Annotated in this window: 20 protein-coding genes and 2 pseudogenes; 15 read left to right on the top strand and 7 right to left on the bottom strand. The window is 68.7% G+C overall.

From position 1 onward, the window contains the following. Positions 1–216 precede the first annotated feature (216 nt). Complete coding sequence (gene polA, locus AC6CID_RS21290; protein ID WP_121209223.1) at positions 217–2940, top strand: DNA polymerase I; 2724 nt, start codon at positions 217–219, stop codon at positions 2938–2940. Between the two features lie 143 nt (positions 2941–3083). On the opposite strand, the gene trxA is transcribed toward polA, so the two are convergent. The 3 genes and pseudogenes from trxA to AC6CID_RS21275 all read right to left on the bottom strand — a co-directional run bounded on the left by trxA (position 3084) and on the right by AC6CID_RS21275 (position 5378). Continuing rightward, the gene (trxA, locus tag AC6CID_RS21285) at positions 3084–3455 is read right to left on the bottom strand and encodes a thioredoxin (RefSeq protein ID WP_498354427.1); all 372 of its coding nucleotides are present in this window, start codon (positions 3453–3455) and stop codon (positions 3084–3086) included. Between the two features lie 163 nt (positions 3456–3618). Further along, positions 3619–4587, bottom strand: a pseudogene (locus tag AC6CID_RS21280) (GlxA family transcriptional regulator). A 272-nt stretch (positions 4588–4859) separates the two neighbouring features. Further along, on the bottom strand, positions 4860–5378 hold the full coding sequence (locus AC6CID_RS21275) for a 2'-5' RNA ligase family protein (RefSeq protein ID WP_033097659.1): 519 nt from the start codon (positions 5376–5378) through the stop codon (positions 4860–4862). Positions 5379–5397: 19 nt separating this feature from the next. On the opposite strand from AC6CID_RS21275, the gene AC6CID_RS21270 reads away from it, so the two are divergent. The 4 genes from AC6CID_RS21270 (at position 5398) to AC6CID_RS21255 (ending at position 9232) form a co-directional block, all read left to right on the top strand. Beyond that, the gene (locus AC6CID_RS21270) at positions 5398–6483 is read left to right on the top strand and encodes an isocitrate/isopropylmalate dehydrogenase family protein (protein ID WP_006554008.1); all 1086 of its coding nucleotides are present in this window, start codon (positions 5398–5400) and stop codon (positions 6481–6483) included. Positions 6484–6591: 108 nt separating this feature from the next. After that, positions 6592–7464, top strand: coding sequence for an ABC transporter substrate-binding protein (locus AC6CID_RS21265; RefSeq protein WP_170318567.1), 873 nt, complete (start codon positions 6592–6594; stop codon positions 7462–7464). Positions 7465–7475: 11 nt separating this feature from the next. Then, positions 7476–8462, top strand: a complete 987-nt coding sequence (locus tag AC6CID_RS21260) for an amino acid ABC transporter permease (protein ID WP_006554006.1) — start codon at positions 7476–7478, stop codon at positions 8460–8462. Continuing rightward, positions 8459–9232, top strand: a complete 774-nt coding sequence (locus AC6CID_RS21255) for an amino acid ABC transporter ATP-binding protein (RefSeq protein WP_019289663.1) — start codon at positions 8459–8461, stop codon at positions 9230–9232. Before AC6CID_RS21260 ends, AC6CID_RS21255 begins: the two co-directional genes overlap by 4 nt. A gap of 7 nt (positions 9233–9239) precedes the next feature. On the opposite strand, the gene AC6CID_RS21250 is transcribed toward AC6CID_RS21255, so the two are convergent. Continuing rightward, positions 9240–10148 (bottom strand): class I SAM-dependent methyltransferase, encoded by a 909-nt coding sequence (locus tag AC6CID_RS21250; RefSeq protein ID WP_006554004.1) that lies wholly within the window; start codon positions 10146–10148, stop codon positions 9240–9242. A 218-nt stretch (positions 10149–10366) separates the two neighbouring features. Between AC6CID_RS21250 and rpsA the strand changes: the two genes are divergently transcribed. Further along, complete coding sequence (gene rpsA, locus AC6CID_RS21245; protein WP_006554003.1) at positions 10367–11827, top strand: 30S ribosomal protein S1; 1461 nt, start codon at positions 10367–10369, stop codon at positions 11825–11827. Positions 11828–12003: 176 nt separating this feature from the next. Here rpsA and AC6CID_RS21240 read toward each other — a convergent pair whose 3' ends face one another. Further along, positions 12004–12216, bottom strand: coding sequence for a hypothetical protein (locus AC6CID_RS21240; protein WP_016934979.1), 213 nt, complete (start codon positions 12214–12216; stop codon positions 12004–12006). 294 nt (positions 12217–12510) lie between these two features. Here AC6CID_RS21240 and AC6CID_RS21235 point away from each other — a divergent pair, with 294 nt between their 5' ends. The 8 genes from AC6CID_RS21235 (at position 12511) to AC6CID_RS21200 (ending at position 23909) form a co-directional block, all read left to right on the top strand. Next, positions 12511–13968: an MFS transporter gene (locus tag AC6CID_RS21235; protein ID WP_498354426.1), complete on the top strand. Its 1458-nt coding sequence runs from the start codon at positions 12511–12513 to the stop codon at positions 13966–13968. An 80-nt stretch (positions 13969–14048) separates the two neighbouring features. Next, positions 14049–17471 (top strand): ATP-binding protein, encoded by a 3423-nt coding sequence (locus tag AC6CID_RS21230; RefSeq protein WP_498354425.1) that lies wholly within the window; start codon positions 14049–14051, stop codon positions 17469–17471. Positions 17472–17582: 111 nt separating this feature from the next. Next, complete coding sequence (locus AC6CID_RS21225) at positions 17583–18971, top strand: FAD-binding oxidoreductase (protein WP_498354424.1); 1389 nt, start codon at positions 17583–17585, stop codon at positions 18969–18971. Between the two features lie 47 nt (positions 18972–19018). After that, entirely contained in the window at positions 19019–19852 is an 834-nt protein-coding gene (locus AC6CID_RS21220) for a DUF5602 domain-containing protein (RefSeq protein WP_498354423.1), read from the top strand. Between the two features lie 47 nt (positions 19853–19899). Then, positions 19900–21117 (top strand): dephospho-CoA kinase, encoded by a 1218-nt coding sequence (gene coaE / locus AC6CID_RS21215; RefSeq protein ID WP_498354422.1) that lies wholly within the window; start codon positions 19900–19902, stop codon positions 21115–21117. 97 nt (positions 21118–21214) lie between these two features. Further along, positions 21215–22357 carry an LLM class flavin-dependent oxidoreductase gene (locus AC6CID_RS21210; RefSeq protein WP_019289657.1) on the top strand — a complete coding sequence of 381 codons (1143 nt, stop codon included), beginning with the start codon at positions 21215–21217 and terminating at the stop codon, positions 22355–22357. Then, on the top strand, positions 22354–23016 hold the full coding sequence (locus tag AC6CID_RS21205) for an FMN reductase (RefSeq protein WP_217579723.1): 663 nt from the start codon (positions 22354–22356) through the stop codon (positions 23014–23016). The genes AC6CID_RS21210 and AC6CID_RS21205 overlap by 4 nt, the downstream gene beginning before the upstream one ends. A gap of 203 nt (positions 23017–23219) precedes the next feature. Then, positions 23220–23909 (top strand): TetR/AcrR family transcriptional regulator, encoded by a 690-nt coding sequence (locus AC6CID_RS21200; protein WP_498354421.1) that lies wholly within the window; start codon positions 23220–23222, stop codon positions 23907–23909. A 26-nt stretch (positions 23910–23935) separates the two neighbouring features. Here the strand turns inward: AC6CID_RS21200 and AC6CID_RS21195 are convergent, their stop codons facing one another. After that, entirely contained in the window at positions 23936–24232 is a 297-nt protein-coding gene (locus AC6CID_RS21195) for a hypothetical protein (RefSeq protein ID WP_033097668.1), read from the bottom strand. A gap of 92 nt (positions 24233–24324) precedes the next feature. After that, positions 24325–24845 (bottom strand): annotated as a pseudogene (locus AC6CID_RS21190) (RNA polymerase sigma factor); the annotation flags it as partial. A gap of 340 nt (positions 24846–25185) precedes the next feature. Here AC6CID_RS21190 and AC6CID_RS21185 point away from each other — a divergent pair. Further along, positions 25186–25596: a LuxR C-terminal-related transcriptional regulator gene (locus AC6CID_RS21185; RefSeq protein ID WP_232238098.1), complete on the top strand. Its 411-nt coding sequence runs from the start codon at positions 25186–25188 to the stop codon at positions 25594–25596. Position 25597: the final 1 nt, after the last annotated feature.

Below are 25597 nucleotides of genomic sequence, written 5' to 3'. Positions count from 1 at the left end.
ACTGCGCCCGGGGCATCATCGTCAACCTCGATGACGCCGGACTACGGTGTCGTGACAGGGGACTCTAGCGGCTGGATCGCACGTCCACGGGAAAAATTGGATCACCCGGACGTTTCGGTCTCGTTTCTTCGGACAACGAGTGTTCGCACATACCGGAGAGGTGCTGGTCGGGCGGTGTGGCCGACGCTGTCGTCCTCGGTCCCTAGACTGGCACGCGTGACCCGTGCATCCACTTCCGCGACGTCCACCGCGGCCACCGACGACCGCCCGACCCTGCTGCTCCTCGACGGCCATTCCCTCGCGTTCCGCGCGTTCTACGCGCTGCCCGCCGAGAACTTCAAGACCCACAGCGGGCAGACCACGAACGCGGTCTACGGGTTCACCTCCATGCTCATCAACCTGCTGCGCGACGAGCAGCCCACGCACGTCGCGGCGGCATTCGACGTCAGCCGCAAGACCTTCCGTGCCGAACTGTTCGCCGCCTACAAGGCCCAGCGCAGCGCCGCACCCGACGACTTCAAGGGTCAGATCGACCTCACCAAGGACGTCCTCGGCGCGATGGGGATCCCGGTGATGGCGATCGAGGGCTACGAGGCCGACGACATCATCGCCACGCTCGCGACGCAGGCGCACGCCCAGGGCTTCCGGGTGCTCGTGGTGACCGGCGACCGCGACGCGCTCCAACTCGTCAACGGCGACATCACGGTGCTGTATCCGCGGCGCGGCGTCTCCGACCTGACGCGCTTCACCCCCGACGCGGTGGAGGAGAAGTACGGACTCACCCCCCAGCAGTATCCGGACTTCGCGGCGCTGCGCGGCGACCCGAGCGACAACCTGCCCGGCATCCCCGGCGTGGGCGAGAAGACCGCCGCGAAATGGATCCGCGAGTACGGAAGCCTGAGCGGACTCGTCGACCGCGTCGACGAGGTGCGCGGCAAGACCGGCGACGCGCTGCGCGAGAACCTGTCCAACGTGTTGCTCAACCGCCAGCTCACCGAGATGGTGCGCGACGTGGCCGTGCCGTACACCCCCGAACAACTCGCCCTCGCCCCGTGGGACCGCGACCGCATCCACCGCCTGTTCGACGACCTCGAGTTCAAGGTGCTGCGCGACCGGCTGTTCGAGACGCTCTCGTCGGCCGAGCCCGAGGCCGAGGAGGGCTTCGAGGTGCGCGGCGGGATCGTCGAGCCGGGTGCCCTCGGCGACTGGCTCGCCGAGCACGCCCCGGCAGGTCGACGTCATGGCCTCGCCGTGGTGGGCACCGGCACTCCCTACGGAGGCGACGCGACCGCGATCGCCGTCGCCGGGGCCGACGGTGAGGGCGCCTATGTGAGCACGGTGGCGCTCACGCCCGAGGACGAGAACGCCCTCGCCGCATGGCTCGCGAACCCCGCCGTGGAGAAGGCCGTGCACGAGGCGAAGTTCGCCATCCACGCGCTGCGCGGACGCGGCTGGACGCTCGCCGGCATCACCAGCGACACCGCGCTCGCCGCCTATCTGGTGCGGCCCGGCCAGCGCTCGTTCAAGCTCGACGATCTGTCGCTGCGCTACCTCAAGCGTGAGCTGCGAGTGGAAGACACCGGCGCGCAACAACTCTCGTTGCTCGACGACGAGGACGCCGCCGACGCGCAAGCGGCCGAGGCGCAGATCCTCGCGGCGCGCGCCGTCGTCGACCTCGCCGCGGCCCTCGACACCGAACTCGGCGAGATCGAATCGGTGCGCCTGCTCACCGAGATGGAACTGCCCCTGCTCGAGGTCCTCGCAGAACTCGAGGCCACCGGCATCGCCGTCGACTCGGCGCACCTGCACGACCTGCAGTCCGAATTCGCGGCCCAGGTCGCCGCCGCCGCGAACGCCGCCTACGAGGTGATCGGCAAGCAGATCAACCTCGGCTCGCCGAAACAGTTGCAGGTGGTGCTGTTCGACGAGCTCGAGATGCCGAAGACGAAGAAGACCAAGACCGGCTACACCACCGACGCGGATGCCTTGCAGAACCTGTTCGACAAGACGGGCCATCCCTTCCTCGAACACCTGCTCGCGCACCGTGAGCACACCAAGATGAAGACCACCGTCGACGGACTCATCAAGTCCATCGCCGACGACGGTCGCATCCACACCACCTTCAACCAGACCGTCGCGGCGACGGGCCGGCTCTCGTCGACCGAGCCGAACCTGCAGAACATTCCGGTGCGGACCGAGGCCGGTCGCCGGATCCGCGACGGTTTCGTGGTGGGCGACGGATTCGACGTGCTGCTCACCGCCGACTACAGCCAGATCGAGATGCGCATCATGGCGCACCTGTCGGCCGACGAGGGGCTCATCGAGGCATTCCGTACGGGCGAGGACCTGCACACCTTCGTGGCGTCGCGGGCGTTCGGGCTGCCGCTCGAGGAGGTCACCCCGGAGCTGCGTCGCCGCGTCAAGGCGATGTCCTACGGTCTCGCCTACGGGTTGAGCGCCTACGGTCTCGCCCAGCAGCTGAAGATCTCCACCGACGAGGCCCGCGAGCAGATGGAGGCCTACTTCACCCGCTTCGGCGGCGTGCGCGACTACCTCTACAACGTGGTCGAGGAGGCCCGCAAGGTCGGCTACACGTCCACCCTCTACGGCCGCCGCCGGTACCTGCCCGACCTCAACAGCGACAACCGGCAGCGCCGGGAGATCGCCGAGCGCGCCGCGCTCAACGCCCCCATCCAGGGCACGGCCGCCGACATCATCAAGGTCGCGATGATCGACGTGCAGAAGGCGCTGAATGAGGCCGGACTGCGGTCGCGGATGCTGCTGCAGGTGCACGACGAACTCGTGCTCGAAGTGGTCGAAGCCGAGCGCGAACAGGTCGAGGCGCTCGTGCGCGACAAGATGGACTCCGTCATCGAATTGTCGGTGCCGCTCGAGGTCTCGGTCGGTTACGGCCGCAGCTGGGACGCCGCGGCGCACTGAGTCGCGGCGCACTGAGTCGCGGGGACACCGAGTCGCGGGGACACCGAGTCGCAGGGACACCGGCCGCAGGTACACACACCGTACGTACGACGGCGCCCGCCCCCGGATCACCGGGGACGGGCGCCGTCGACGCGACGAGTGGGTCAGCTCTGCTCGGCGCCAGCCTCCGCGATCTGCTTGCGCACATCGTCCATGTCGAGGTTCTTGACCTGCGAGACGAGATCCTCGAGAGCGGCGGGCGGAAGAGCACCGGCCTGGTTGTAGACGAGGATGCCTTCGCGGAACGCCATGATCGTGGGGATCGAGCGGATGTTCGCCGCCGCCGCGATGGCCTGCTCGGCCTCGGTGTCGACCTTCGCGTGCACGACGTCGGGATGCTTGTCCGACGATGCCTCGAAGGTGGGCGCGAACTGCTTGCAGGGGCCGCACCAGTCGGCCCAGAAGTCCACGAGCACGATGTCATTGCTCGTGACGACCTCGTCGAAGTCCTGCTGGGTGAGAGCCTTGGTTGCCACGGAAATCCTTTCGGTCGGGCGTGTCGACGGGTCCAACATCCGGCCGCCGCTGTTTCTTCCCGTTCGTTCCCGCCGTCACGCGTCGTGACGGGGTTCCTTCCGCCACGCTACGTGACGTGTCCGATCCGGGGGTGTCGTCGGGAGGTGCCGATCGAGGGACGCGTCACACGCCGACCGGTTCGACGGACCGCCGGAAGGTCCGTCGGTAGGCCTGCGGAGTGGTCTGCCGCAGGCGCAGGAAATGCTGGCGCAGCACCGCAGCGGTGCCGAAACCGACGCGGTCGGCCACCACGTCGATCGGAAGGTCGGTCTCCTCGAGCAGGCGCTGCGCGGCCAGGACCCGCTGATCGCGGAGCCAGCGCGCGGGCGTGACCCCAACCTCGGCGACGAACCGCCGCGCGAAGGTCCGCGCCGACATGTGCGCCTTCTGCGCCAGTGCGGCCACCGGGAGTTCCCGGTCGAGGTGCTCGCTCATTCAGTCGAGCAACGGCGCGAGCGACTCGTCCTTGCATTCGGGCAGTGGCATCGCGACGTACTGGGCCTGCCCACCGTCGCGGTGCGGTGGCACCACCATGCGCCGGGCGATCGTGTTGGCGACCTGGGCTCCCTGGGCGGAGCGGACGATGTGCAGGCACAGGTCGATGCCGGCCGCGGTGCCTGCGGCGGTGAGGACCGGATGGTCGTCGACGTAGAGCACGTCCCGGTCGACCTGCGCCGTCGGATAGGTCCGGGCGAGACGGTCGGCGTGCATCCAGTGGGTCGTGCAGCGACGCCTGTCGAGCAACCCGGCCGCACCGAGGATGAACGCCCCGGTGCACATGCTCGCCACGCGCGCGCCGCGGTCGACGGCGGCCCGCAGTTTCGCGAACAACGGTTCGAGGCGCCCGTCGTCGAGCGCGATGCCGTCGCTGTTCACCGCTGGCAGGAGAATCAGGTCGGCGTCGTCGAGGAGATCGAGCCTGTGAGGCACCTCGATGGTGTAGCCGAAGCGGGTGCGCACCGGATCGGAGGTCGCGGCGACGAGGTGGAAGTCGTAGGTCGGCAGGCCGTCGTCGGAGCGGTCGAAGCCGAACACCTCGCACGCCACGCCGAGTTCGAAGGTCTCGACGTAGGGGAGGACGGGGACGACCACCTTCTCGAGCCGGCCGGTGGTTCCAGGTGTTCCGGACACGCAACCCAGTGTGACACCGTGGTGGCAGAAAAACGATGTTCTCCGACGGCTCTGCCACTGTCGGGTGGGACCCCGGCGCGGCAGGCTCGAAGCATGATCCTGCTGGTCCTCGTACTTCTGGCGGTCTTTCTCCTCCTCGACGTGCTGGCCCTCACCGGACGCACGCCCGACACCCATATGGAAGTGACGCAGTTCGGCGACTACCGTTTCTGAACGGCGCACCGTCCCGCTGCTCAGGTGAGCAGCCACTCCCGCTTGGCCTCGCCGTCCCAGCGCCGCACTCCTGCACTCGATCCGGTCAGCTGCCGCTCCGGCGTCTGCGCCGCCAGGACCGCGGTACCGATGCGCGCGGCCGGCACCCGCCGTGCGAGGGTGACGTGCGGCGTCCACTCGCCCGGCCGGATGTGTGCGGGGATGCCGGGGCATTCCGAGAGCACCTCGAACACCCGCGCCTGGAGTTCGAGCAGTTCGATCGACGGCACGACCGTGCGGGCGAGCGTCGCGTACCGGCCACCGAAGATCACCACGCCACCGAGCCGGAGGGTGATCCGCCGGACCGTGATGGTGGCCCGCAGCGCGTCCTCGAGTTCGTCCGGCAGGGCATGGGCGACGAACAGCGTCACGTGCGGACGGTTGGATTCGGAACGGACGCGTCCCTGACTGTGCAGGCCGGCGTCGAGCAGCCGGGTCCACTCGTCGCGCACCGCCGTGTCGAGCGGGGCGTCGAGGAGGAGTTCCACCGACTGGACCACGGTAGGCAATGATGACCGGGTGACCGACGACACCGCAACGCTTCAGACCCATCGCATCGGACTTCTCGAGGGGGACGGCATCGGTCCCGAGATCGTGCCGGCGACCCGCAGGATCGTCGACACCGCCGTCGCGGCAGCCGGGGTCGCGGTCGACTGGGTGCCGCTGCCCGTCGGTGCCTCCGCGATCGAGACGCACGGCAGCCCGCTGCCGCAGGTCACCCTCGACACCCTCGCCGAGCTCGACGCGTGGATCCTCGGCCCGCACGACAGCGCCTCGTACCCACCCGAGTTCCGGGGTCAGCTCACTCCGGGCGGTCGGATCCGCAAGCACTTCGACCTGTACGCGAACATCCGGCCGGCGTGCGCACTGCCGGGAGCGGCGTCGGTGTCACCGAAGATGGATCTCGTGGTCGTCCGGGAGAACACCGAGGGTTTCTACGCCGACCGGAACATGGCCGTCGGCAGCGGCGAGTTCATGCCCACACCCGACATCGCACTCGCGGTCGGAGTGATCACCCGCGCCGCCTGTGAACGCATCGCGCACACCGCCTTCGACCTCGCGTCGCGTCGCCGCAAGCGCGTGACCATCGTGCACAAGGCCAACGTGCTCGCCAGCACGACCGGCCTGTTCCGGGACGTGTGCCAGGAAGTGGGTCGTCTCTACCCGAGCGTCACTGTCGACGACCAGCACGTCGACGCGATGGCCGCGCTGCTCGTCCGCCGCGGCGCCGAGTTCGACGTGATCGTGACGGAGAACATGTTCGGCGACATCCTGTCCGACCTCGCCGCCGAACTGTCCGGCTCGCTCGGTACCGCGGCGTCGATCAACGCGTCGCGCACCAAGGCCATGGCCCAGGCTGCGCACGGCGCCGCACCCGACATCGCCGGGCAGGGCCGCGCCAACCCGATCGCGCTGATCCTCTCCGCCGCCATGCTTCTCGACCGTGTCGGTGCACGCGCGGACATCGAATTCTCCGCGGCCGCCCGCGCCATCGAGGACGCCGTGCGCGCGACCGTCGCGGCGGGTGTCGCGACCGCCGACCTCGGTGGCACCGCGTCGACGGACGAGTTCACCGCCGCCGTCATCGCCCGCCTCGAAGCCTGAGCTTCGGGTTTGCATTCGGACCCCTCCCTGGTTGGATACTGTGCGACTGTGAATCGAGCAGTGCACACCCGCCGCGTGACCTCGTGGGGGCGTCGTCATGTCCGGACCCTGAGCAGGCTGGCGGCGGGAGCGGCGGTGCTTGCCTTCGCGACCGGGTGCGTGGTGAACAGCGAATCGACCGTGCCGCCCGGCGACCGAGTCACCGTCGAGAAGGTCGACGCCATCGCGAGGCAGTTGCCGCCCGACATCGCCGACGGCGGCACCCTCGAGGTCGGGGTGAACGTCCCGTACGCCCCCAACGAGTTCAAGGACGACGACGGCACCATCGTCGGCTTCGGCGTCGAACTCGTCCACGCCCTCGGCGACGTCCTCGGACTCGAGGCGGTGCTCAACGAAGCCGACTTCGACCGGATCATCCCGGCCGTCCAGGCGGGCACCTTCGAGATGGGCTCGTCGTCGTTCACCGACACGAAGGAACGCGAGGAATCGGTCGACTTCGTCACCTACTACAGCGCCGGAGTGCAGTGGGCGCAGCGCACCGGCGAATCCGTCGACCCCGACAACGCGTGCGGACTGCGGGTGGCGGTACAGACCACCACTATCGAGGACCTCGAGGAGGTCCCCGCGAAGAGCGAGGAATGCGTCGCCCGCGGGCTGCCGCCCATCGACAAGGTCAAGTACGACAGCCAGGACGAGGCTGCCAATGCCCTCATCCTCGGCCGGGTAGACGCACTGTCCGCCGACTCGCCGGTCACGGCGTACGTCATCGCCCGCAGCGAGGAACGACTCGAACCGGCCGGTGAGGTCTTCGACGCCGCGCCCTACGGATTCGTCGTCGCGAAGGGGTCGCCGTTCGGTCCCGTACTGCAGCAGGCAGTGCAGTACCTCATCGATTCCGGTGCGTACGACGAGATCACCGCGCGCTGGGGCATGGAGGACGGCGCGATCACCGCCTCGCAGATCAACGGCGCGACGAGCTGAGAAAGGGAACCATGAGCGAGTCCACGTCCGCGAGATCCGCGGAACCGCGACCGGACGACCCGGAGCCGATACGCGCAGTACCCCTGCGACATCCCGGACGATGGATCTCCGGCGCGATCGTCCTGATCGCACTCGGGTTGTTCGCCTGGGGAGCGGCCACCAACGAGGCCTACCGCTGGGACATCTACGCCCGGTACCTGTTCGACGCCCGCATCACCGCAGCCGCGTGGAAGACCGTGCAGCTGACGGTGCTCGCCATGGCCATCGCCGTCGTCCTCGGCGTGGTGCTCGCGGTGATGCGTCTGTCCCCGAATCCCGTGCTGCGTTCCGTCGCGTGGCTGTACCTGTGGGTCTTCCGCGGTACCCCGGTGTACGTCCAACTCGTGCTGTGGGGACTGTTCCCGTCGATCTACAAGCAGATCGACCTCGGGATCCCGTTCGTCCACCAGTTCGTCCACATCGACGTGCAGGGTCTGAACGCGGCGTTCCTGTTCGCCGTCATCGGCCTGGCACTCAACGAGGCGGCCTACATGGCGGAGATCGTGCGCGCCGGCATCACCTCCGTGCCCGAGGGGCAGCTGGAGGCGTCCACGGCGCTCGGCATGTCGTGGTCGCAGACCATCCGCCGCACCGTCCTGCCGCAGGCGATGCGGGTCATCATCCCGCCGACCGGCAACGAGCTGATCAGCATGCTCAAGACCACCTCGCTGGTCGCCGCCGTGCCCTACAGCCTCGAACTGTACGGCCGTGCCCGCGACATCTCGGGTGCGAACTTCCAGCCGATCCCGCTGCTGCTCGTCGCCGCGACCTGGTACCTGGCGATCACCAGCCTGCTCATGATCGGCCAGTACTACCTCGAGCGGCACTACTCGAAGGGCCTGAGCCGGCAGCTCACGGCCCGTCAGCTGCAGGCACTCGCCGACGCACAGAACGTACCGGTCGCCGAGGCCGGCAAGCCGACGCCGAAGCCCGGCGCACCGGGGGAGGAACACATATGACGTCCGTCGAGACGCCGATGGTGCGGGCCGACCGGGTCTGCAAGAGTTTCGGCGCCGTCAAGGTGCTCAAGGGCATCTCGCTCGAGGTGGGGCGCGGCCAGGTGACCTGCCTGATCGGTCCGTCCGGATCCGGCAAGTCGACCTTCCTGCGGTGCATCAACCACCTCGAGCGCGTCGACGCCGGTCGCCTGTACGTCGACGGCGATCTCGTCGGTTACGCCGAACGGGGTTCGAAACTGTACGAACTGCACCCGCGGGCCGCCGCGAAGCAGCGCCGCGACATCGGCATGGTGTTCCAGCACTTCAACCTGTTCCCGCACCGCACCGTGCTCGAGAACATCATCGAGGCGCCGATCCTCGTGAAGAAGCTCAAGCGTGACGAGGCGGTGGAGAAGGCCCGGGACCTGCTCGCGCGGGTCGGGCTGGCCGACAAGGTCGACGCCTATCCCGCGCAGCTCTCGGGCGGCCAGCAGCAGCGCGTCGCGATCGCCCGCGCGCTCGCCATGGATCCCAAGCTCATGCTGTTCGACGAGCCCACCTCGGCCCTCGACCCCGAACTCGTCGGCGAGGTGCTCGCGGTGATGCGCGATCTCGCCGACGGCGGCATGACGATGGTCGTCGTCACGCACGAGATGGGCTTCGCGCGGGAGGTCGCCGATCAGCTCGTGTTCATGGACAGCGGCGTGGTCGTCGAGGCCGGTGATCCCCGCCAGGTGCTGGCCGACCCGAAGGAGAGCCGGACCCGGGAGTTCCTGTCCCGGCTGCTGTGAGTCGGGATCAGGTGGGTTTGCGGCTGCAGAAGATGGCGGTGCCCGGGAAGATCGAACCGCGCAGCGGGCTCCACTGTCCCCACTCGCGGTCGAGATGCTCGGGCCACTCGGGTTCGACGATGTCGTAGACCTCGAGGCCGGCGGCGACGAGTTCGCGCACCCGGTCGCCCACGGTGCGGTGGTGCTCGGCGTAGGTCGCCCGGCCCGTCGCGTCCACCTCGACGTAGGGGGTCCGGTCGAAATACGGGAACATCGCGACCAGGCCCTGTTCGCCCGGATCGTCGGGGAAGATCCACCGCATCGGGTGGTTCACGGAGAACACCCACCGTCCGCCGGGTCGCAGCACCCGCGCCACTTCGCGCATCACCCGGGCGGAATCGGCGACGAAGGGCACCGCGCCGAACGCCGAGCACACGATGTCGAAGCTTCCGTCGGCGAACGGCAGGTTCTCGGCGCCGGCCTGTACGAGCGGAACCGTCGGGCCGGAACCGGTCATCGCCGCGCGTCCGCGCTGCAGCATCCCCATGGAGATGTCCAGCCCGACCGCCCGGGCACCCTGCCCGGCGATCCAGCGGGCGCACGGCGCCGAACCGCACCCGAGTTCGAGGACGTCGCGTCCGGCAACCGGGCCGAGCAACTGCACATCGCCCTCGTGCAGGCCCTCCGGGCACCACACGAACTCCCCGGCGGCCGAGTCCACGCCCAGGAACTCGCCGTGCGTGCGGTGGTAGTCGTCGGTGTCGGCGTCCCACCAGACCCGGTTCGCGCGTTCGCTCTCGAGGGAGCCGAGGCGGGTCCGGGTGGGTCGGGTCTCGCCGAGGATCGTCTCGGCGTCCGCGTGCCGCGCGGCCTCGTCGTCGGTTCCCTCCGGGACGCCCGAAAGGTCTGGAAAAGGGGGGTTCGCGGAGCCCGGCATGGGTGTGAGCCTATCGGGTGCGGGGGAGCGGTCCCGATATCGGTTTGCCCGGGTCCCCTCGAAGCGCGTAGCCTGGTGATCGCGAGTGTCCGCAGTTCGGCCCCAGGCTCGAACGAGGAACTCGCCGTGACTCGCACATCGCCGTATCGCAGTGGGTGTTTCACGTGCCCGACCGAATTGACCAACCGACTATCAACCCGTCCGGAGCAACTCAACACATGGCCTCCACCACCGTCACCTCGCCGCAGGTAGCCGTCAACGACATCGGCTCCGCCGAGGATTTCCTCGCCGCCATCGACGCCACGATCAAGTACTTCAACGATGGCGACATCGTCGAGGGCACCATCGTCAAGGTCGACCGCGACGAGGTGCTGCTCGACATCGGTTACAAGACCGAAGGCGTCATCCCGTCCCGCGAGCTCTCCATCAAGCACGATGTCGACCCCAACGAGGTCGTGTCGGTGGGCGATGAGGTCGAGGCTCTTGTTCTCACCAAGGAGGACAAGGAAGGCCGTCTGATCCTGTCCAAGAAGCGTGCTCAGTACGAGCGCGCCTGGGGCACGATCGAGGAGCTCAAGGAGAAGGACGAGGCCGTCAAGGGCACCGTCATCGAGGTCGTCAAGGGCGGCCTGATCCTCGACATCGGCCTGCGTGGCTTCCTGCCCGCGTCGCTCGTCGAGATGCGACGCGTCCGCGACCTCCAGCCTTACGTCGGCAAGGAGATCGAGGCCAAGATCATCGAGCTCGACAAGAACCGCAACAACGTGGTCCTGTCGCGCCGCGCATGGCTCGAGCAGACCCAGTCCGAGGTTCGCAGCGAGTTCCTGCACCAGCTCCAGAAGGGCCAGGTCCGCAAGGGCGTCGTGTCCTCCATCGTCAATTTCGGCGCCTTCGTCGATCTCGGCGGTGTCGACGGCCTCGTGCACGTCTCCGAGCTGTCCTGGAAGCACATCGATCACCCGTCCGAGGTCGTCGAGGTCGGCACCGAGGTCACCGTCGAGGTTCTCGACGTCGATCTCGACCGCGAGCGCGTCTCCCTGTCGCTCAAGGCGACGCAGGAAGATCCGTGGCGTCAGTTCGCCCGCACCCACGCGATCGGTCAGATCGTGCCGGGTAAGGTCACGAAGCTCGTTCCGTTCGGCGCGTTCGTCCGCGTCGAGGAGGGCATCGAGGGCCTCGTCCACATCTCCGAGCTTGCCGAGCGCCACGTCGAGGTCCCGGACCAGGTCGTTGCTGTCGGCGACGACGCGATGGTCAAGGTCATCGACATCGACCTCGAGCGTCGTCGTATCTCGCTGTCGCTGAAGCAGGCGAACGAGGACTACACGGCCGAGTTCGACCCGTCGAAGTACGGCATGGCCGACAGCTACGACGAGCAGGGCAACTACATCTTCCCCGAGGGCTTCGATCCCGAGACCAACGAATGGCTCGAGGGTTACGAGAAGCAGCGTGAGGAGTGGGAGTCCCGCTACGCGGAGGCCGAGCGTCGCCACAAGATGCACACCGCTCAGATCGAGAAGATGGCTGCCGACGAGGCCGCCGAGGCTGCGGCCGGCGTGTCCGGTAGCAACTACTCCTCCGAGTCGGGTGCCGAGGCGGCTCCGGAGACCACCGGTGGATCGCTCGCGAGCGACGCCCAGCTCGCCGCTCTGCGCGAGAAGCTGTCGGGTAACGCCTGATACAGCGCTTCGACGGACGACCCCGCACTGTTCGGTGCGGGGTCGTCTGCGTTCCGGGGGGTCATTGTTGCTGTGGCACAGGGGCTCCCGGGCCACAACGGGACCGGCCCCCTTCCGAATCGGAGGGGGCCGGTCTTCGTGTGTCGTCGATAGCAGGTGCTCAACTCACGGCGAGCTCATCCCACGGCGGGAGTGGCCCACTGCGCGGGTAGGGCCGTCGCTCGCTTGCGCATCGCGGCGTGGCTGTGGCGCGCGTTCGTCAGCAGCGCGGTGAACCAGTTCCGCCGGTGCTCGGCGAGGGCGGCAGCGACCTCGGGGATGAGGATGCAGTGAACACCGTTTTCCATGCCGAGGCGATGCCGACCTGTGGTTGAGGTGGAGGATCGCATGGCCTGCCTTCTCGAATGCTCCGGACGAGCCGGGACGGATGCTTCGCAACGACGATATCGGACAGTCGGTCGAATTCTCCGCATTTACCCCAGGTAGAAGGGGGTGTGTCCAGTTTCCGAGCGGCGTTGCGACCGCCTCGTGACCCCGCCGTGATCGATGTGTGATCCCCGGAGCCCCTCTGAGGGGAGATGTCGACGGTTCTCTCGGCCGTCCAAGAAGTACACCCGGTTCGTCCCAAGCGACGCGGCGCACCGTGTCCGAGGTCCACACACCTCGACACGGAAGGATTCTCGATGACCACACCGACCCCCGCGAGAAGTACCGCGACGAAACGGATCACGCTGCTGGTCGTGTGCGTGACGACGGCGATGCTCATGCTCGACATCGCCGTCGTCAGCACCGCACTGCCGTCGATCGCCGTCGACCTCGACGCGGGCGTCAGTTCACTGCAGTGGGTGATCGACGCCTACACCCTCGCCCTGGCCACAGCCGTCCTCGGCGCCGGGTCGTGGGCCGATCGTCGCGGCCGCCGCCAAGTGTTCGTCGTCGGCCTCGTCTGGTTCACGGGCGCCTCGCTCCTGTGCGCCCTCGCACCGACGATCTGGGTCCTCGATCTCGCCCGGGCAGTGCAAGGCATCGGTGGGGCGGTCCTGTTCGCCTGCTCGCTCGCCCTCCTCGCCGACGTCTTCGACCGAGGGCGGGCGCGGGCGTCGGCCCTGACCGCCTACGGCGCGACCATCGGCGGCGCCTTCGCGGTCGGTCCGCTCGTCGGAGGTCTGCTCACCGAACTGCTGGACTGGCGCGCGATCTTCTTCGTCAACGTGCCGATCGGTCTCGTGACCCTGCTCCTGACCCTGCGCTGGGTGCCCGAATCGCGAGATCCCCGTCCGCGCGCCGCCGACGTGCCGGGGCAGCTCCTGGCCGCGGTGGGGCTGGCGGCGTTCGTGTTCGCCGTGCTGCGTGGCCACGAGATCGGGTGGTCCGATGCGCAGGCCGTCATCGCCTTCGTGCTCGCTGTCGGTGCCCTCGTCGCCTTCGTCGCGCACGAGATGCGCACCGCCGAACCGATGCTGCCCCCGTACCTGCTCGCCAACCGGGCCTTCGTCGGAGCGCAGGTCGCGGCCTTCGCCATCTCGGCGTCGCTGTTCGCGGTATTCGTCTACACCACGCTGTATCTGCAGAACGTCCTGCTGCTGTCGCCGGTGCAGGCCGGGCTGGTGTACCTGCCCGCGACCGTCGCCATGTTCGTCGTCGCCGGTGCGACGGCGAAACTCGATCGTGTCGTCGCTGCGTGGGTCTCGTTGTCGTGCTCACTGGCGCTCGTCGCCGTCGGGTTGCTCGTGATGACGGTCGCCGAGGCGGACAGTTCGAAGTACGTACTGCTGCCGGGACTCGTCGTGGCCTGCGCGGCCGCCGGCGTGTTCAACCCGGCGATGAGCGGGATCGTCCTCGGGGAGAGCACCGCGGCGCATTCCGGTCTCGCGGCCGGTATCAACGACGCTTTCCGTCAGACCGGCATCGCCGTCGGCGTCGCGGTGCTCGGGATGTTCCTGCCGGCCGAGTCGCTGTTGCCCGGCGGATCACCGCAGGACTTCGTGTCGGGCCTGCAGGGGGCGCTCGTGGCGGCGGCGTTCGTTGCGGCTCTCGGAACCGTGGTGTGTGCAGTCTGCCTGCGTCCCCGGCCGCAGACCGCACCGGTGTTCGGGGACGCCGAGAGCGACACGGTCGAACTCCCGGCCGTGACGGGATGAGAAGTCGCCGCGCACCCGGCGAAAACGTCCTTACACTGCAACGATCGCGTAGTTCGGCCGGGGTCGAGGGGGCTCACCACATGATGTACCGACTGCTCGGACCGCTGGAGGTGGTCCGGGTCGCGTCGACGGCCGATCCGGCGGTGCCCTCGTCGGAGTCGCAGGTCGATCTCGGGCCGCGCAAGCAGCGAGCGGTCCTCGCCGTCCTGCTGCTCAACCGGGGGCGGGTGGTCTCCACCGACCGGCTGATCGACGCCCTGTGGCAGGACGAGGCGCCTGCCAGTGCGACGGCGAGTATCCAGGCGTACATCTCCAATATGCGCAGGGTGCTGAGAGGGGAGAGCGGTGCGGCCTCCCCGATCGTGCGCCAGCCGCCCGGCTACGTCCTCGATATCCCGGCCGAGTCGGTCGACCTGGCCCGCTTCCTCGACGACGCCGAGACCGCCCGTCGGCATGCCGAGAACGGGGAATGGGAGTTCGCACTCGACACCGCCGACCGTGCCCTCGACTCCGTGCGGGGGCATCTCCTCGAGGACCTGCGCGACGAACACTGGGTGGAGGTCGCGGCGGCATCCTACGACGAGGTGCGCACCGAATGCCGCGAGACCCGGATCACCGCACTGCTCGCCCTCGGTCGCCTCGCGCCCGCTCTCGTCGACGCCACCGAACTGTGCAGCGAGTTCCCGTTCCGCGACCGCACCTGCTGGCTGCGCATGCTCGCCCTGCACCGAGCGGGGCGTTCGTCGGAAGCACTCGAACAGTTCCGCGTCCACGAGACAAGGCTGGACACCGAGCTGGGGTTGCGGTCCGGCACCGAACTCACCGACTTGCAGGGCGCGATCCTCCGGCACGAACCGGGACTCGCCGCGTGGCCCCGAACCCCGGGATGGACGGGCGCGGAGGAGGTTCCGACACCGGCCGCGCCCACCATTCCCGTACCCACCCCGGCGCCGGGCCCCGGACGCATCTTCGTCGGACGCACCTCCGAGACCGGCGTCCTCGACCGCATGCTCGACGAGGTCCGCTCCGGCGCCACCCGCTGGGTCGTCCTCACCGGGCCCGCCGGTATCGGCAAGACCCGCCTCGCCGAGGAATGCGACGCCCGGACCGCCGCGATCGGCGGGAACACCGTGTGGGCGCGGTGTCTCGAGGACGACGGAGCACCCGCCTGGTGGCCGATCCGGCGCATCCTGCGCGAACTCGGCGTCGACGCCGACACCACCCTGATCCCGCCCATCGGAGTGGAGTCCGACGAAGCCCGCTTCGCGGTCTACGAACGGGTTCTGGGCGTCGTCGAAACGGCCGCGACGCAGACTCCCGTCTTCACCGTCGTGCTCGACGACATCCAGTGGGCCGACCCGACCTCTCTGCGTTGCCTGCTGTATCTCGTGGGAGCCCTGCACAAGCGGGGTGTCTGGATCGTGTGCACACTCCGCGACTCGGAGACGACCCCCGGCGTCCAGCGGTTCGTGGACGCCGTGCTGCACGGCGAGGGTAACCGGCACATCGACGTCCCGGCGCTCGCCGAACCCGAGGTCGCCGCCCTGGCCGGGCATGTGAGCGGCGCGCCGCTCGATTCCGACGAGGCGCGCCTGCTCGCCGAACGCACCGGCGGCAACCCGCTGTTCGTGTCCGAATACGCGCGACTTCCCCGGGACGAACGCCTCGACGGTGGGATCCCCATGGCGGTCCGGTCGGTCCTCGCGCGGCGGCTCGCCGCGGTGGAACCGGCCGTGCTGCAGGTGCTCCGGGTGGCCGCGGTCGTCGGCGACACCATCGAGATGGACATCCTCACCGGTGCGACGCGCCTCGATCCCGACACCCTCGCCGACTACCTCGACGACGCCGCCGACGAGCGCATCATCGTCGCCGATCCGGGACTGCGGGGGTACGCCTTCGCCCACGGATTGCTCCGCGACGAGGTCCTCGCGGCGATTCCCGCCCTCCGCCGCCAACGCATGCACGCACGCGTCGCGGAGGTCCTGGCAGACTCCTGCGACCCGGATCGTGCCGGCAGACGAGCCCGGCATCTCATGGCGGCACTGCCGCTCGTCGACGCTCGCGTCGTGCTCGACGCCTGCGTCATCGCCGCCCGCGAGGCCACCGAGAGATGGAACTCGGAGGAGGCGGCACGCTGGTGGGACGATGCCGTCCGGGCCTTCGACCTGCTGCCCGCCGCGGAACGATCCCCGGGCGATCGCGACGATCTGCTCGTCGCGCGTGTCGAGGCACTCGCCCGGGCGGGGCGCGGCCAGACCGTACTCGACGTCGTCGACGCGGGCCTGCTCGACGCGGTCCGGGACGGCCGAACGTCGACGGCCGGTCGCCTGGCCGCAGCGCTGCTGCGCGCAGCCGGTGCATGGCCGTGGGTGTCCTACGGCAAGGATCCGGGACCGGTCCTCGACCGCCTCGCCGCACTCGAACCGTTCGTCGCGGCCGACCGCGCGGCGCACGCACGGGTACTCGCGGCGCTCGCCGTGGGCAGTTGCTATCACCCCGATTCGTCCGTCCCCGACGGGATGAGCCGCACCGCGCTGGAGATCGCACGCGAACTCGCCGACCCGGACGTCGTCGCCGACGCCTTGCTGGGCCGCATCCTCCTCTACTCGGGGGTCGCGACACACAGCCGCGAATCCGCCCGGCTCACCGACGAACTCCTCGCACTGCCGCACCAGCAGGCCCGGTTCGACGAGGTGATCGCCCACGCCGTTGCGAGCATGACACTGACGAACCTCGGCGACGTCGACGCCGCGACGTCCCACGTCCGCCTGGGCATCGCCGGTTGCGATCTGCTGCGTCTGCCCGTGCTGCGCGTACAACTACGATGGATGGAAGCGACGCTTGCGGCATGGCACGGCGACTTCGCCGAGACCCGGCGCCACTACGACACCGCCACTCAGTTCCACCTGCAGACCGAGCTGTACACGGCGGGCAGCTCCGACCTCGCCACCAACACCCTCGAATGGGAGTACGGCACCCTCGCCGACGCGGATCCCGGCACCGTGGAACCGGATTCCTGGAGCATCGCGATCGCCGGCGCCCGTCGGGACACCGGGACGGTGATCCGCGACATCGAACAATGGGCGGCAAAAGGCGCACCCTTCACCTGGACGACCCTCGGGCATCGCACACTCATCGCGCGCGTCGTCGCCGACCTCGCCCTCGTCGACTACGCCGAGATGTTGCTCGAGCTCCTCGATCCGTTCACCGATCGCATCGCGACGGTGGGACAGGTCGGGGTGATCGGTTCGGTGGCGGAGGTCTGCGCACGCCTGCAGGCACTGCTCGGGCGCACCGACGACGCCGCGGCGCTGCTGGATCGGGCCGAGGACCTCGCGACCCGCACATCGAGCCCCCCGACGCTGCTGCGGTGCCGGTTACTGCGTGCCCAACTGCGGCCGGACGCGCCCGAACGCAGCCGGGAGATCGCCGCGATCGCCGACGAAGCGGCCCACACCGGCATGCTCGGACTCGCCGCCTACGCCCGCTCGATCCCCACCTGACCGGTTCTTGGCGACCGCTTGGACGGCGGCCCGCGCCACCGCAAGAAGCCGCCAAGCCGGTCCCGGCACTCTTTTGTCGCACCCCATCCAGTGCGACGAAAGGAAGTGCACATGAACCAGCGGACGCCCACCGTCGGCACCGACCCCATCGACGCTCTCCGTACCGCGGTCACCGGATCGATCTCCCTTCCGGGCGAACCCGGCTACGACGTCGCAACCCCGTGGAACGTGGCGGTGCCGGTCCGTCCCCGCGCGGTGATCGCGGTCGAGAACGCCCTCGACGTCAGCGCCACCGTCCGGTTCGCGGGCGAACACGGCCTGAAGGTGGCCGTGCAGCGCACCGGTCACGGCGCCGTGCCACTCGGCGACGAGGTGCTGCTCGTGCACACCGGCCGCCTCACCGAATGCTCGATCGACCCCGACACCCGCACCGCCCGTCTCGGCGCCGGCCTGGTGTGGCAGCAGGTCGTCGACGCCGCCGCACCCCACGGCCTGGCCCCGCTCGCCGGATCGGCACCCCACGTCGGCGTGGCCGGTTTCCTCACCGGCGGGGGCATCGGCCCATTGGTCCGCACCTACGGACTCTCCTCCGACCACGTGCTGGCCTTCGATCTCGTCACCGGTGACGGAGACCTGCTCCGGGTGACTTCCGAACAGCACGCCGAACTGTTCTGGGGCCTGCGCGGCGGCAAGGCGACCCTCGGGATCGTCACCGCGGTGGAGATCGATCTCGTGCTCCTGCCGCACTTCTACGGTGGCGCGCTGTATTTCGACGGCGCCGACGCGGACGCGGTGGCGCACGCCTGGCTGGACCTGTGCGCTGGCCTGCCCGAGCACAGTTCGACCTCGCTGGCCTTCCTTCAACTGCCACCGCTGCCGGGAGTCCCGGAACCGCTGGCCGGTCGCGCCACCGTGGCCGTCCGTTTCGCGAGCGTCGCCGGCGAAGCCGAGTCCGAGGAGATCCTCGGCGCGCTGCGCACGGTCGCGACCCCGATCCTCGACGGCATCGGCACCCTGCCGTACACGGCACTGGGAGCAGTGCACGCCGACCCGGTCGACCCGATGCCCGTCCACGAACACAGTGCGCTGACACGCGAACTGACGCACGACGCGATCGACGTATTGCTCTCGGTGGCGGGACCTGGTTCCCACTCGCCGCAGACCATCATCGAGATGCGGCTCCTCGGCGGAGCGCTGGCACGTGAACCACGGCATCGCAGCGCCTTCTGCCACCGCGACGCCGCCTTCTCCCTCTTCGTCAGCGGCGTCCTCGCGCCACCCTCGGCCGACGTCGTCGTCGCGCACATCCAGGTCATCGATCGGGCACTGGCACCGTGGGCCACGGGCACGTCGCTGCCCAACTTCACCGCCACCTCGGATCCGGACCGCATCGCGCGGACCTACGACGACGACACCGCGCACTGGCTCGGCGCTCTCGCCGACGAGCACGACACCCACGGTGTGCTGCGCGTCGGGCAGGTCGTGCGCCGACCCCGATGAGACCGACACCTCCCACCGCGAACCCATCCACTCACGCAAGGCAGGCAATGCGCACTTCTCGATCGATCACCGCACTCGCCTTCTCCACCTGCACCGTTCTGACCCTCGCGGGTTGCAGCGACGGATCCGTCCCGACCGCCGAGGGTGCGGAGACGGCAGGGCACGACCATGGTGTCACCACCCTCTACGGGCCGGAAAGCGAACTGGGGGAGGGAATCTCCCGCGCATATATCGTCGTCGATCACGGCGGGAGACCGCGCGAGGTCGGTATCCGGATGTCGGAGTCCGTGCTCACCGGACTTCCCGAGGGTCCGGGCGCCGGCACGACGATGCTCATGCCGGATCTTCCCGCGGGTGCTCCGGACACCGGTTCAGACCACGTGATGCTGGGCTGGAACCCGAACGGGCACGACCCGGAGATCCTCTACGGCGCGCCCCATTTCGACATGCACTTCTACACGACGGACGCCGACCACGAGGTGGACCCGGCCGCACCCGATTTCGCGGCGCGCGCGGCGCGGCTCCCCGAACCCGAGTACGTTCCGGAGGGATACATCCCACCACCCGGTCCACCCGTCGAGAACACCGTGCCGTTCATGGGCATGCACTGGACAGACACCGCGGACGACGTGATCCCCGGCTCCTTCGAGTTCACCGAGGTGCTGCTCAACGGATCGTGGGACGGGGAGTTCATCTTCATCGAGCCGATGATGACGCGGGAGTGGTTGGCGACGAAGCCGTCCCTGCGGGAGATCGTGAAACAACCGTCGTCCTACCGGCGGACCGGCTACTACCCGACGGTGTACACCGTCGACTTCGACGAACAGGCGGGCGAGTATGTCGTCGCGCTGTCGGGGCTGACGATGCGCGAGGCCTCGTAGGGACCGCGAAGGTGCCTCGGTGACGTAGTGATGCGAGACTGGGCAACGTGCTGCGAATGGGGTTGACCGGAGGAATCGGCGCGGGCAAGTCGACCGTCGCCAAGGAGCTCGTCGAACTCGGGGCGGTGATCGTCGACTCCGATGTCGTCGCCCGGGAGATCGTCGCTCCCGGCTCCGAGGGCCTCGCCGAGCTCGTGGACGCCTTCGGTGAGGACATCCTGCAGCCCGACGGCACCCTCGACCGTCCTGCCCTCGCCGCGAAGGCGTTCGCCAGCGAGGACGCGCGCGCGGTTCTCAACGCCATCACCCATCCCCGGGTCGGGCGCCGTACCGCCGAGCTGGTCGCCGCTGCGCCCGACGACGCGGTGGTCGTGCAGGATATCCCGTTGCTCGTCGAGGGCGGGATGGCGCCGGCCTTCCACCTCGTCGCCGTCGTGCACGCCGACGAGGCGGAGCGGATCCGGCGTCTCGTCGAACTGCGCGGCATGCCCGAGGCGGACGCCCGCGCGCGGATCGCGGCGCAGGCGACGGAGGAACAGCGACGCGAGGTCGCCGACGTGTGGCTCGACAACACCGGTGATCAGCAGGTGCTGGTCGAGCAGGTCCGGACGCTGTGGAACGATCGCCTGGTGCCGTTCGAGAAAAATCTGCGCACCGGTGTGGTGGTCGAGGCGGATCCGGTTCTCGTGCCCGCGCGCGAGGAATGGCATCGGCAGGCGCAGCGGCTCGTCGCCCGGCTGGCCCTCGCAGCCGGGGGCGCGGCGAAGCGTATCGACCACGTGGGCTCCACCGCGGTGCCCGGTCTGGCCGGCGTCGACGTCATCGACCTGCAGATCACCGTCGGCGATCTCGCGGCAGCCGATGCGCTCGCACCCGCCTTGGCTGCTGCGGGCTTCCCGCGCATCGACGATGTGGTGACCGACGATCCGAAACCGTCCTACGGGGCCGGGGGAGAGACCGACCCGGCGGTGTGGGAGATGCGGTTGCACGGCAGCGCCGATCCCGGCCGTCCGGCGCGGGTGGCGGTCCGGGTGGACGGCTGGCCCGCCCAGCAGTTCGCGTTGCTACTGCGCGACTGGCTGTCCGCGGTCGACACCGCGAAGCGCGAGTACGCCGACCTCAAGGCCGATGCCGCAGTCGGGGCGTCGCAGAAGACGGATCGTGCCGAGGCGGCGGCCACCTACGCAGCGCTCAAGGCGCCGTGGTTCGACCGGGCGCATCACCGGGCGTGGGAGTGGGCCGAGAGCACCGGCTGGTCGGCCTAGGGGGTCCGGATCCCGGGCGGAGACCCGCCCGGGAATCTTCCGGGCGACCCGCCCGTTAGAATAGTTGACAGTTCAACTACTTGACGGAGGTTCGACCGTGCAGTTCGGCATCTTCACCATCGGCGACGTCACGCGCGACCCCACGACGGGCCGGGTCCCCACCGAACATGAGCGCATCGTCGCGATGACGAAGATCGCGCTGAAGGCCGAGGAGGTGGGCCTGGACGTCTTCGCGTCCGGCGAGCACCACAATCCCCCCTTCGTCCCGTCCTCGCCGACGACGATGCTCGGCTGGATCGCCGCGAGGACCGAGAAGCTCATCCTCTCGACCGCGACCACCCTCATCACCACCAACGACCCGGTGAAGATCGCCGAGGACTTCGCGATGCTCCAGCACCTGTCCGGCGGCCGCGTCGACCTCATGATGGGACGCGGGAACACCGGACCGGTCTACCCGTGGTTCGGCAAGGACATCCGGCAGGGCATCCCGCTCGCCATCGAGAACTACCACCTGCTGCGACGGCTCTGGCGCGAACGCGTCGTCGACTGGGAGGGCAAGTTCCGCACACCGCTGCACGGCTACACCTCCACCCCGTGGCCGCTCGACGACACCCCGCCCTTCGTCTGGCACGGTTCCATCCGTTCGTCCGAGATCGCGGAACAGGCCGCCTTCTACGGCGACGGCTTCTTCCACAACAACATCTTCTGGAACAAGGAACACATCCAGCAGATGATCGCTCTTTACCGGCAGCGGTTCGAGCAGTACGGTCACGGTGCCGCAGACCAGGCCGTCGTCGGGCTCGGTGGCCAGGTGTTCATGGCGGAGACCGAGGCCGAGGCGAAACGGATCTTCCGTCCCTATTTCGACAACGCCCCCGTCTACGGCCACGGCCCGTCGCTCGAGGATTTCTCGACGATGACACCGCTGACCGTCGGCACACCCGAGCAGGTCGTCGAACGCACGCTCGGTTTCGCCGACTACGCCGGCGACTATCAGCGTCAGCTGTTCCTCATGGACCACGCCGGCCTGCCGCTCGACGTCGTGCTCGAGCAGATCGAGATCCTCGGCCGGGAGGTCGTGCCGGTACTGCGAGCGGAATTCGAACGCCGCCGCCCCGCCCACGTGCCGTCCGACCCGCCCACACACAGCACGCTCGCCGCGCAGGGAGCCGACTCGGCGCACCGTCAGGTGATCCCGGCCCGCGTCGACCTCGTGCCGGAAGAGGTGGACGCCCGATGACCCGCCGTATCGTCGTCGTCAGCGGTGGCCTGGCCGAGCCGTCCACCACCCGTCTGCTCGCCGACCGCATCGCCGAGGCCACTCGTGTCGCGGTCGGCACGCGCGGAGACGACGCGGAAACCGAGGTCATCGAATTACGCAGCCTCGCGATGGATCTGGCCACCACCTTCACCGCCGGTGTCCCTACCGCAGCGGTCGCACGAGCCCGTGAACAACTCGCGACTGCCGACGGCCTGATCGCGGTGACCCCGGTCTTCGCCGCCGGTTACTCGGGTCTGTTCAAGATGTTCTTCGACGCGCTCGATCCGGACACGCTCACCGGTGTGCCCACGTTGCTCGCCGCGACCGCGGGTAGCGCCCGACACTCACTGGTCCTCGACCATGCGATGCGGCCGCTGCTGAGCTATCTGCGTGCGCTCGTCGTGCCCACCGGCGTCTTCGCCACCACCGACGACTTCGGAACAGGCGAGGCGGCCACGGCACTGAAGGGGCGGATCGGCAGGGCGGCGGACGAACTCGCCGAGCAGATCACCCGCAGCACGGGATCACCCCGCGGGTTCTCGGACGCCGTGCCCGCCGGACGGCCGCGCGTGTCGGGAAACGCGGTCCGCACGGACGGGCCGTCCTTCCGGGAACTGCTCGGACGTCACCTGGGGTGAGCCCCGACGTCGCGGACCGGTTCGGTCGTCCGCCGGCGGATGCGCGCTGAGCAGGTTCGCGGCGAGAGCGAAGCTCGGCCGCCGGGCCGTTCGCCCGGTGCAGCCCGCCGAGAACGAATCGGCGACTTGTCGTTCCCTGAAGCCACACCTATAGTTCCTTAAGTTATGGGGTCTAACTTAAGGTGACCGGAGGAACGAGCGGGGTGGCCGGCGTCCGCAGACGTGTACGCAAGATCGACATGGAGGACATCATCCGTGTCGGTCGAGCGATCGGGCTGCGACAGTTGAGCCTCAACGCTGTCGCCGCGGAACTCGGCGTCTCCACAACGGCGCTGTACCGCCACGTGGACGGTCGCTGGGGACTCGAACTCGTCGTGGGGGAGAGTCTGCTCGGCGATCTCGTTCTGCATGACGATCCGGAGCACGACATCGAACGGCACCTGCTGTCGTTCGGTCTGCAGCTACGCGCGTTCGTTCTTGCCCATGCGGGCCTGGGAACCTACATGCAGACCCTCTTCCCGCGTGGGGAAGCGGGGCAGCGGCTGATGGTGAGCGAGGTCGAGGCTCTCGTGCGCCGCGGGTACACACCCGACGTCGCGGTCGCACTGGCGAGTGCGGTGGCGAGCGCCGCGATCAACTTCGCGGTCGCCGAGGAAGCGCAGCTCGAGCGTATCTCGGGGCTCCGGCAGCAACGCGACGACGTCGCCGAACGGCTGAGCACCGACGAACGCTTGGGTGAGGCCCATCGCGACCTTCCGGAATTCGACCACGAAGGATTCTCGACGATAGTCCTCACGGCGACGATCCGAGGTCTACTGGCGGTCGGTCCGGTCGGGCGACCACTGCACGAGGTGGTCGCCGATCTCGGATCGACCGGGATGGGACTGCGATGATGCGGGCCGGATCTCTGCAGGGCCGGCTACCTCGAGTCGGGATCGGTTGCGTCGACGACGAATTCCGGCTTCGGCAGCTCGTCGTTGCCGTGATCATCGAGTTGTTCGATCGGCAGGTCGTCGATGGCGGGGTGCTCGATATCGTTCTCATCGATTCCCTCGACGGGAACCAGTTCGGTTCCGATGCGAGGGGTGAGGGGATCGGTGGCGATATGGAGCACCCGACGCCAGGCGTCCTCGGGTAGTTCGGGAATCCGGTCCATCGGATCGAGTCCCAGCGATTCCCTTGACGGGGGCAACGAAATCGGTTCGCTCTGCGTCATTGCTCATCCTTCCGGGTTGTCCTCGGCGGTTCGGTGCCCTCCGTGTCGGCGTACCCGACCGTCGGTCGGAGGGCAACCTCTTCGGCGCCGAGCAGTTCCGGACTCAGTAGATCGGCGAGTTGCATACGGGCACGCCTGATCCGGCTCTTCACCGTCTGCACACCCACGCCCTGGTGCGTTGCGATCTCGGCGTAACCGAGCTGCGCATACTCACGCAACACGATGACAACCCGAAACTGATCGGGGAGAAGGAGAAAAGCTCGCCGGACCACATCACCGTCGACCACGCTCTCGGCGAGAGGCGTTTCCCCGGAGACGTATTCGTCCCTGAGCCGTTCGTCGAGGACCTCACCACGTCGCGTCCGCACGACAGCGAGCGCCGCATTGCTCGCGATGCGATACACCACGTTCCGGATGCTGCTGTACCACGGAATCTGCCGAGATTCTGCCACGCCGCGATCAGCGCATCCTGCAGTGCATCCTCGGCGTCGTGCCGGTTTCCTGTGATCCGGACGCAGACCGCCCACACGCGTTCCCGTGACGGTGCGACGAGCTCGGCGAACGCTGCCCGGTCGCCTGCCCGGCACCGCTCGATCAACTCGGCTTCGTCCATCGAGCCCCCTCGCCATCCCGAGCAGTCACATTGCCCCACATGCGCATTCGAGACTCGGTTCGACGGGCGGCGGAGTTACGAACGTTTCGCGGCCCGAAGTGGTCGACGCCGTCGGGGGCAGCGTCGACCACCCGTCGACAATACCGCGAGATCAGTTCTCGCCCAAGCCTATCTCCTCGGAGCGGACGAATTTCACGTACTGGGTGGCCAAGCGCTGTGACATCGTACGAAGCGAGTCGTTCTCGGGAGCCTCGTTCTCCACCGGCCGCAGCCCGAGAGTTCGGCCACGTACCGCTCGTGGACCATCGACCGTCTCCGCGAGCGCAGCCTCGAAGTCCCGGTGCTCGTGCTCACGACCTTCGGCGACGACGAACTCGTGCTCGCGGCCCTACGTGCCGGAGCCCGGGGATATCTCCTCGAGGACGTCACGCTCGAGCAACTCGCCCGTGCGGTACGGACCCTCGAGGAGGGTGGCACGCTCGTCGCCCCCTCGATCACCGACCGGTTGCTGCGCGCGATCCGCTCCGCTCCACAGCCCGACGACACCCCGGTCGTGCAGGAGTTGACCGAACGTGAACTCGAGGTGCTGCGGTTGATGGCCGAGGGCTTCGGCAACCGCATGATCGCCGACGTGCTGTTCCTGGCCGAGGGCACCGTGAAGAACCACGTGTCGTCGATCCTGCTCGAGCTCGGCGCCCGGGACCGCACGAATGCGGTCCTCCGAGCCGTGCGGGAGGGAATCCTGCGGTGAC

This window comes from Rhodococcus sp. GQ147 (assembly GCF_059759155.1).
Note: the sequence above shows the minus strand (reverse complement) of the source record. Positions and strands in the feature narration are given on the sequence as shown.

What these genes read in the sequence shown, in the direction of transcription:
- AC6CID_RS21195 (WP_033097668.1), bottom strand. Translation starts at nt 24,232, where the DNA reads ATGACGCAGAGCGAACCGATTTCGTTGCCCCCGTCAAGGGAATCGCTG.
- AC6CID_RS21225 (WP_498354424.1), top strand. Translation starts at nt 17,583, where the DNA reads ATGAACCAGCGGACGCCCACCGTCGGCACCGACCCCATCGACGCTCTC.
- AC6CID_RS21255 (WP_019289663.1), top strand. Translation starts at nt 8,459, where the DNA reads ATGACGTCCGTCGAGACGCCGATGGTGCGGGCCGACCGGGTCTGCAAG.
- rpsA (WP_006554003.1), top strand. Translation starts at nt 10,367, where the DNA reads ATGGCCTCCACCACCGTCACCTCGCCGCAGGTAGCCGTCAACGACATC.
- AC6CID_RS21230 (WP_498354425.1), top strand. Translation starts at nt 14,049, where the DNA reads ATGATGTACCGACTGCTCGGACCGCTGGAGGTGGTCCGGGTCGCGTCG.
- AC6CID_RS21235 (WP_498354426.1), top strand. Translation starts at nt 12,511, where the DNA reads ATGACCACACCGACCCCCGCGAGAAGTACCGCGACGAAACGGATCACG.
- AC6CID_RS21250 (WP_006554004.1), bottom strand. Translation starts at nt 10,148, where the DNA reads ATGCCGGGCTCCGCGAACCCCCCTTTTCCAGACCTTTCGGGCGTCCCG.
- AC6CID_RS21205 (WP_217579723.1), top strand. Translation starts at nt 22,354, where the DNA reads ATGACCCGCCGTATCGTCGTCGTCAGCGGTGGCCTGGCCGAGCCGTCC.
- AC6CID_RS21260 (WP_006554006.1), top strand. Translation starts at nt 7,476, where the DNA reads ATGAGCGAGTCCACGTCCGCGAGATCCGCGGAACCGCGACCGGACGAC.
- AC6CID_RS21240 (WP_016934979.1), bottom strand. Translation starts at nt 12,216, where the DNA reads ATGCGATCCTCCACCTCAACCACAGGTCGGCATCGCCTCGGCATGGAA.
- AC6CID_RS21220 (WP_498354423.1), top strand. Translation starts at nt 19,019, where the DNA reads ATGCGCACTTCTCGATCGATCACCGCACTCGCCTTCTCCACCTGCACC.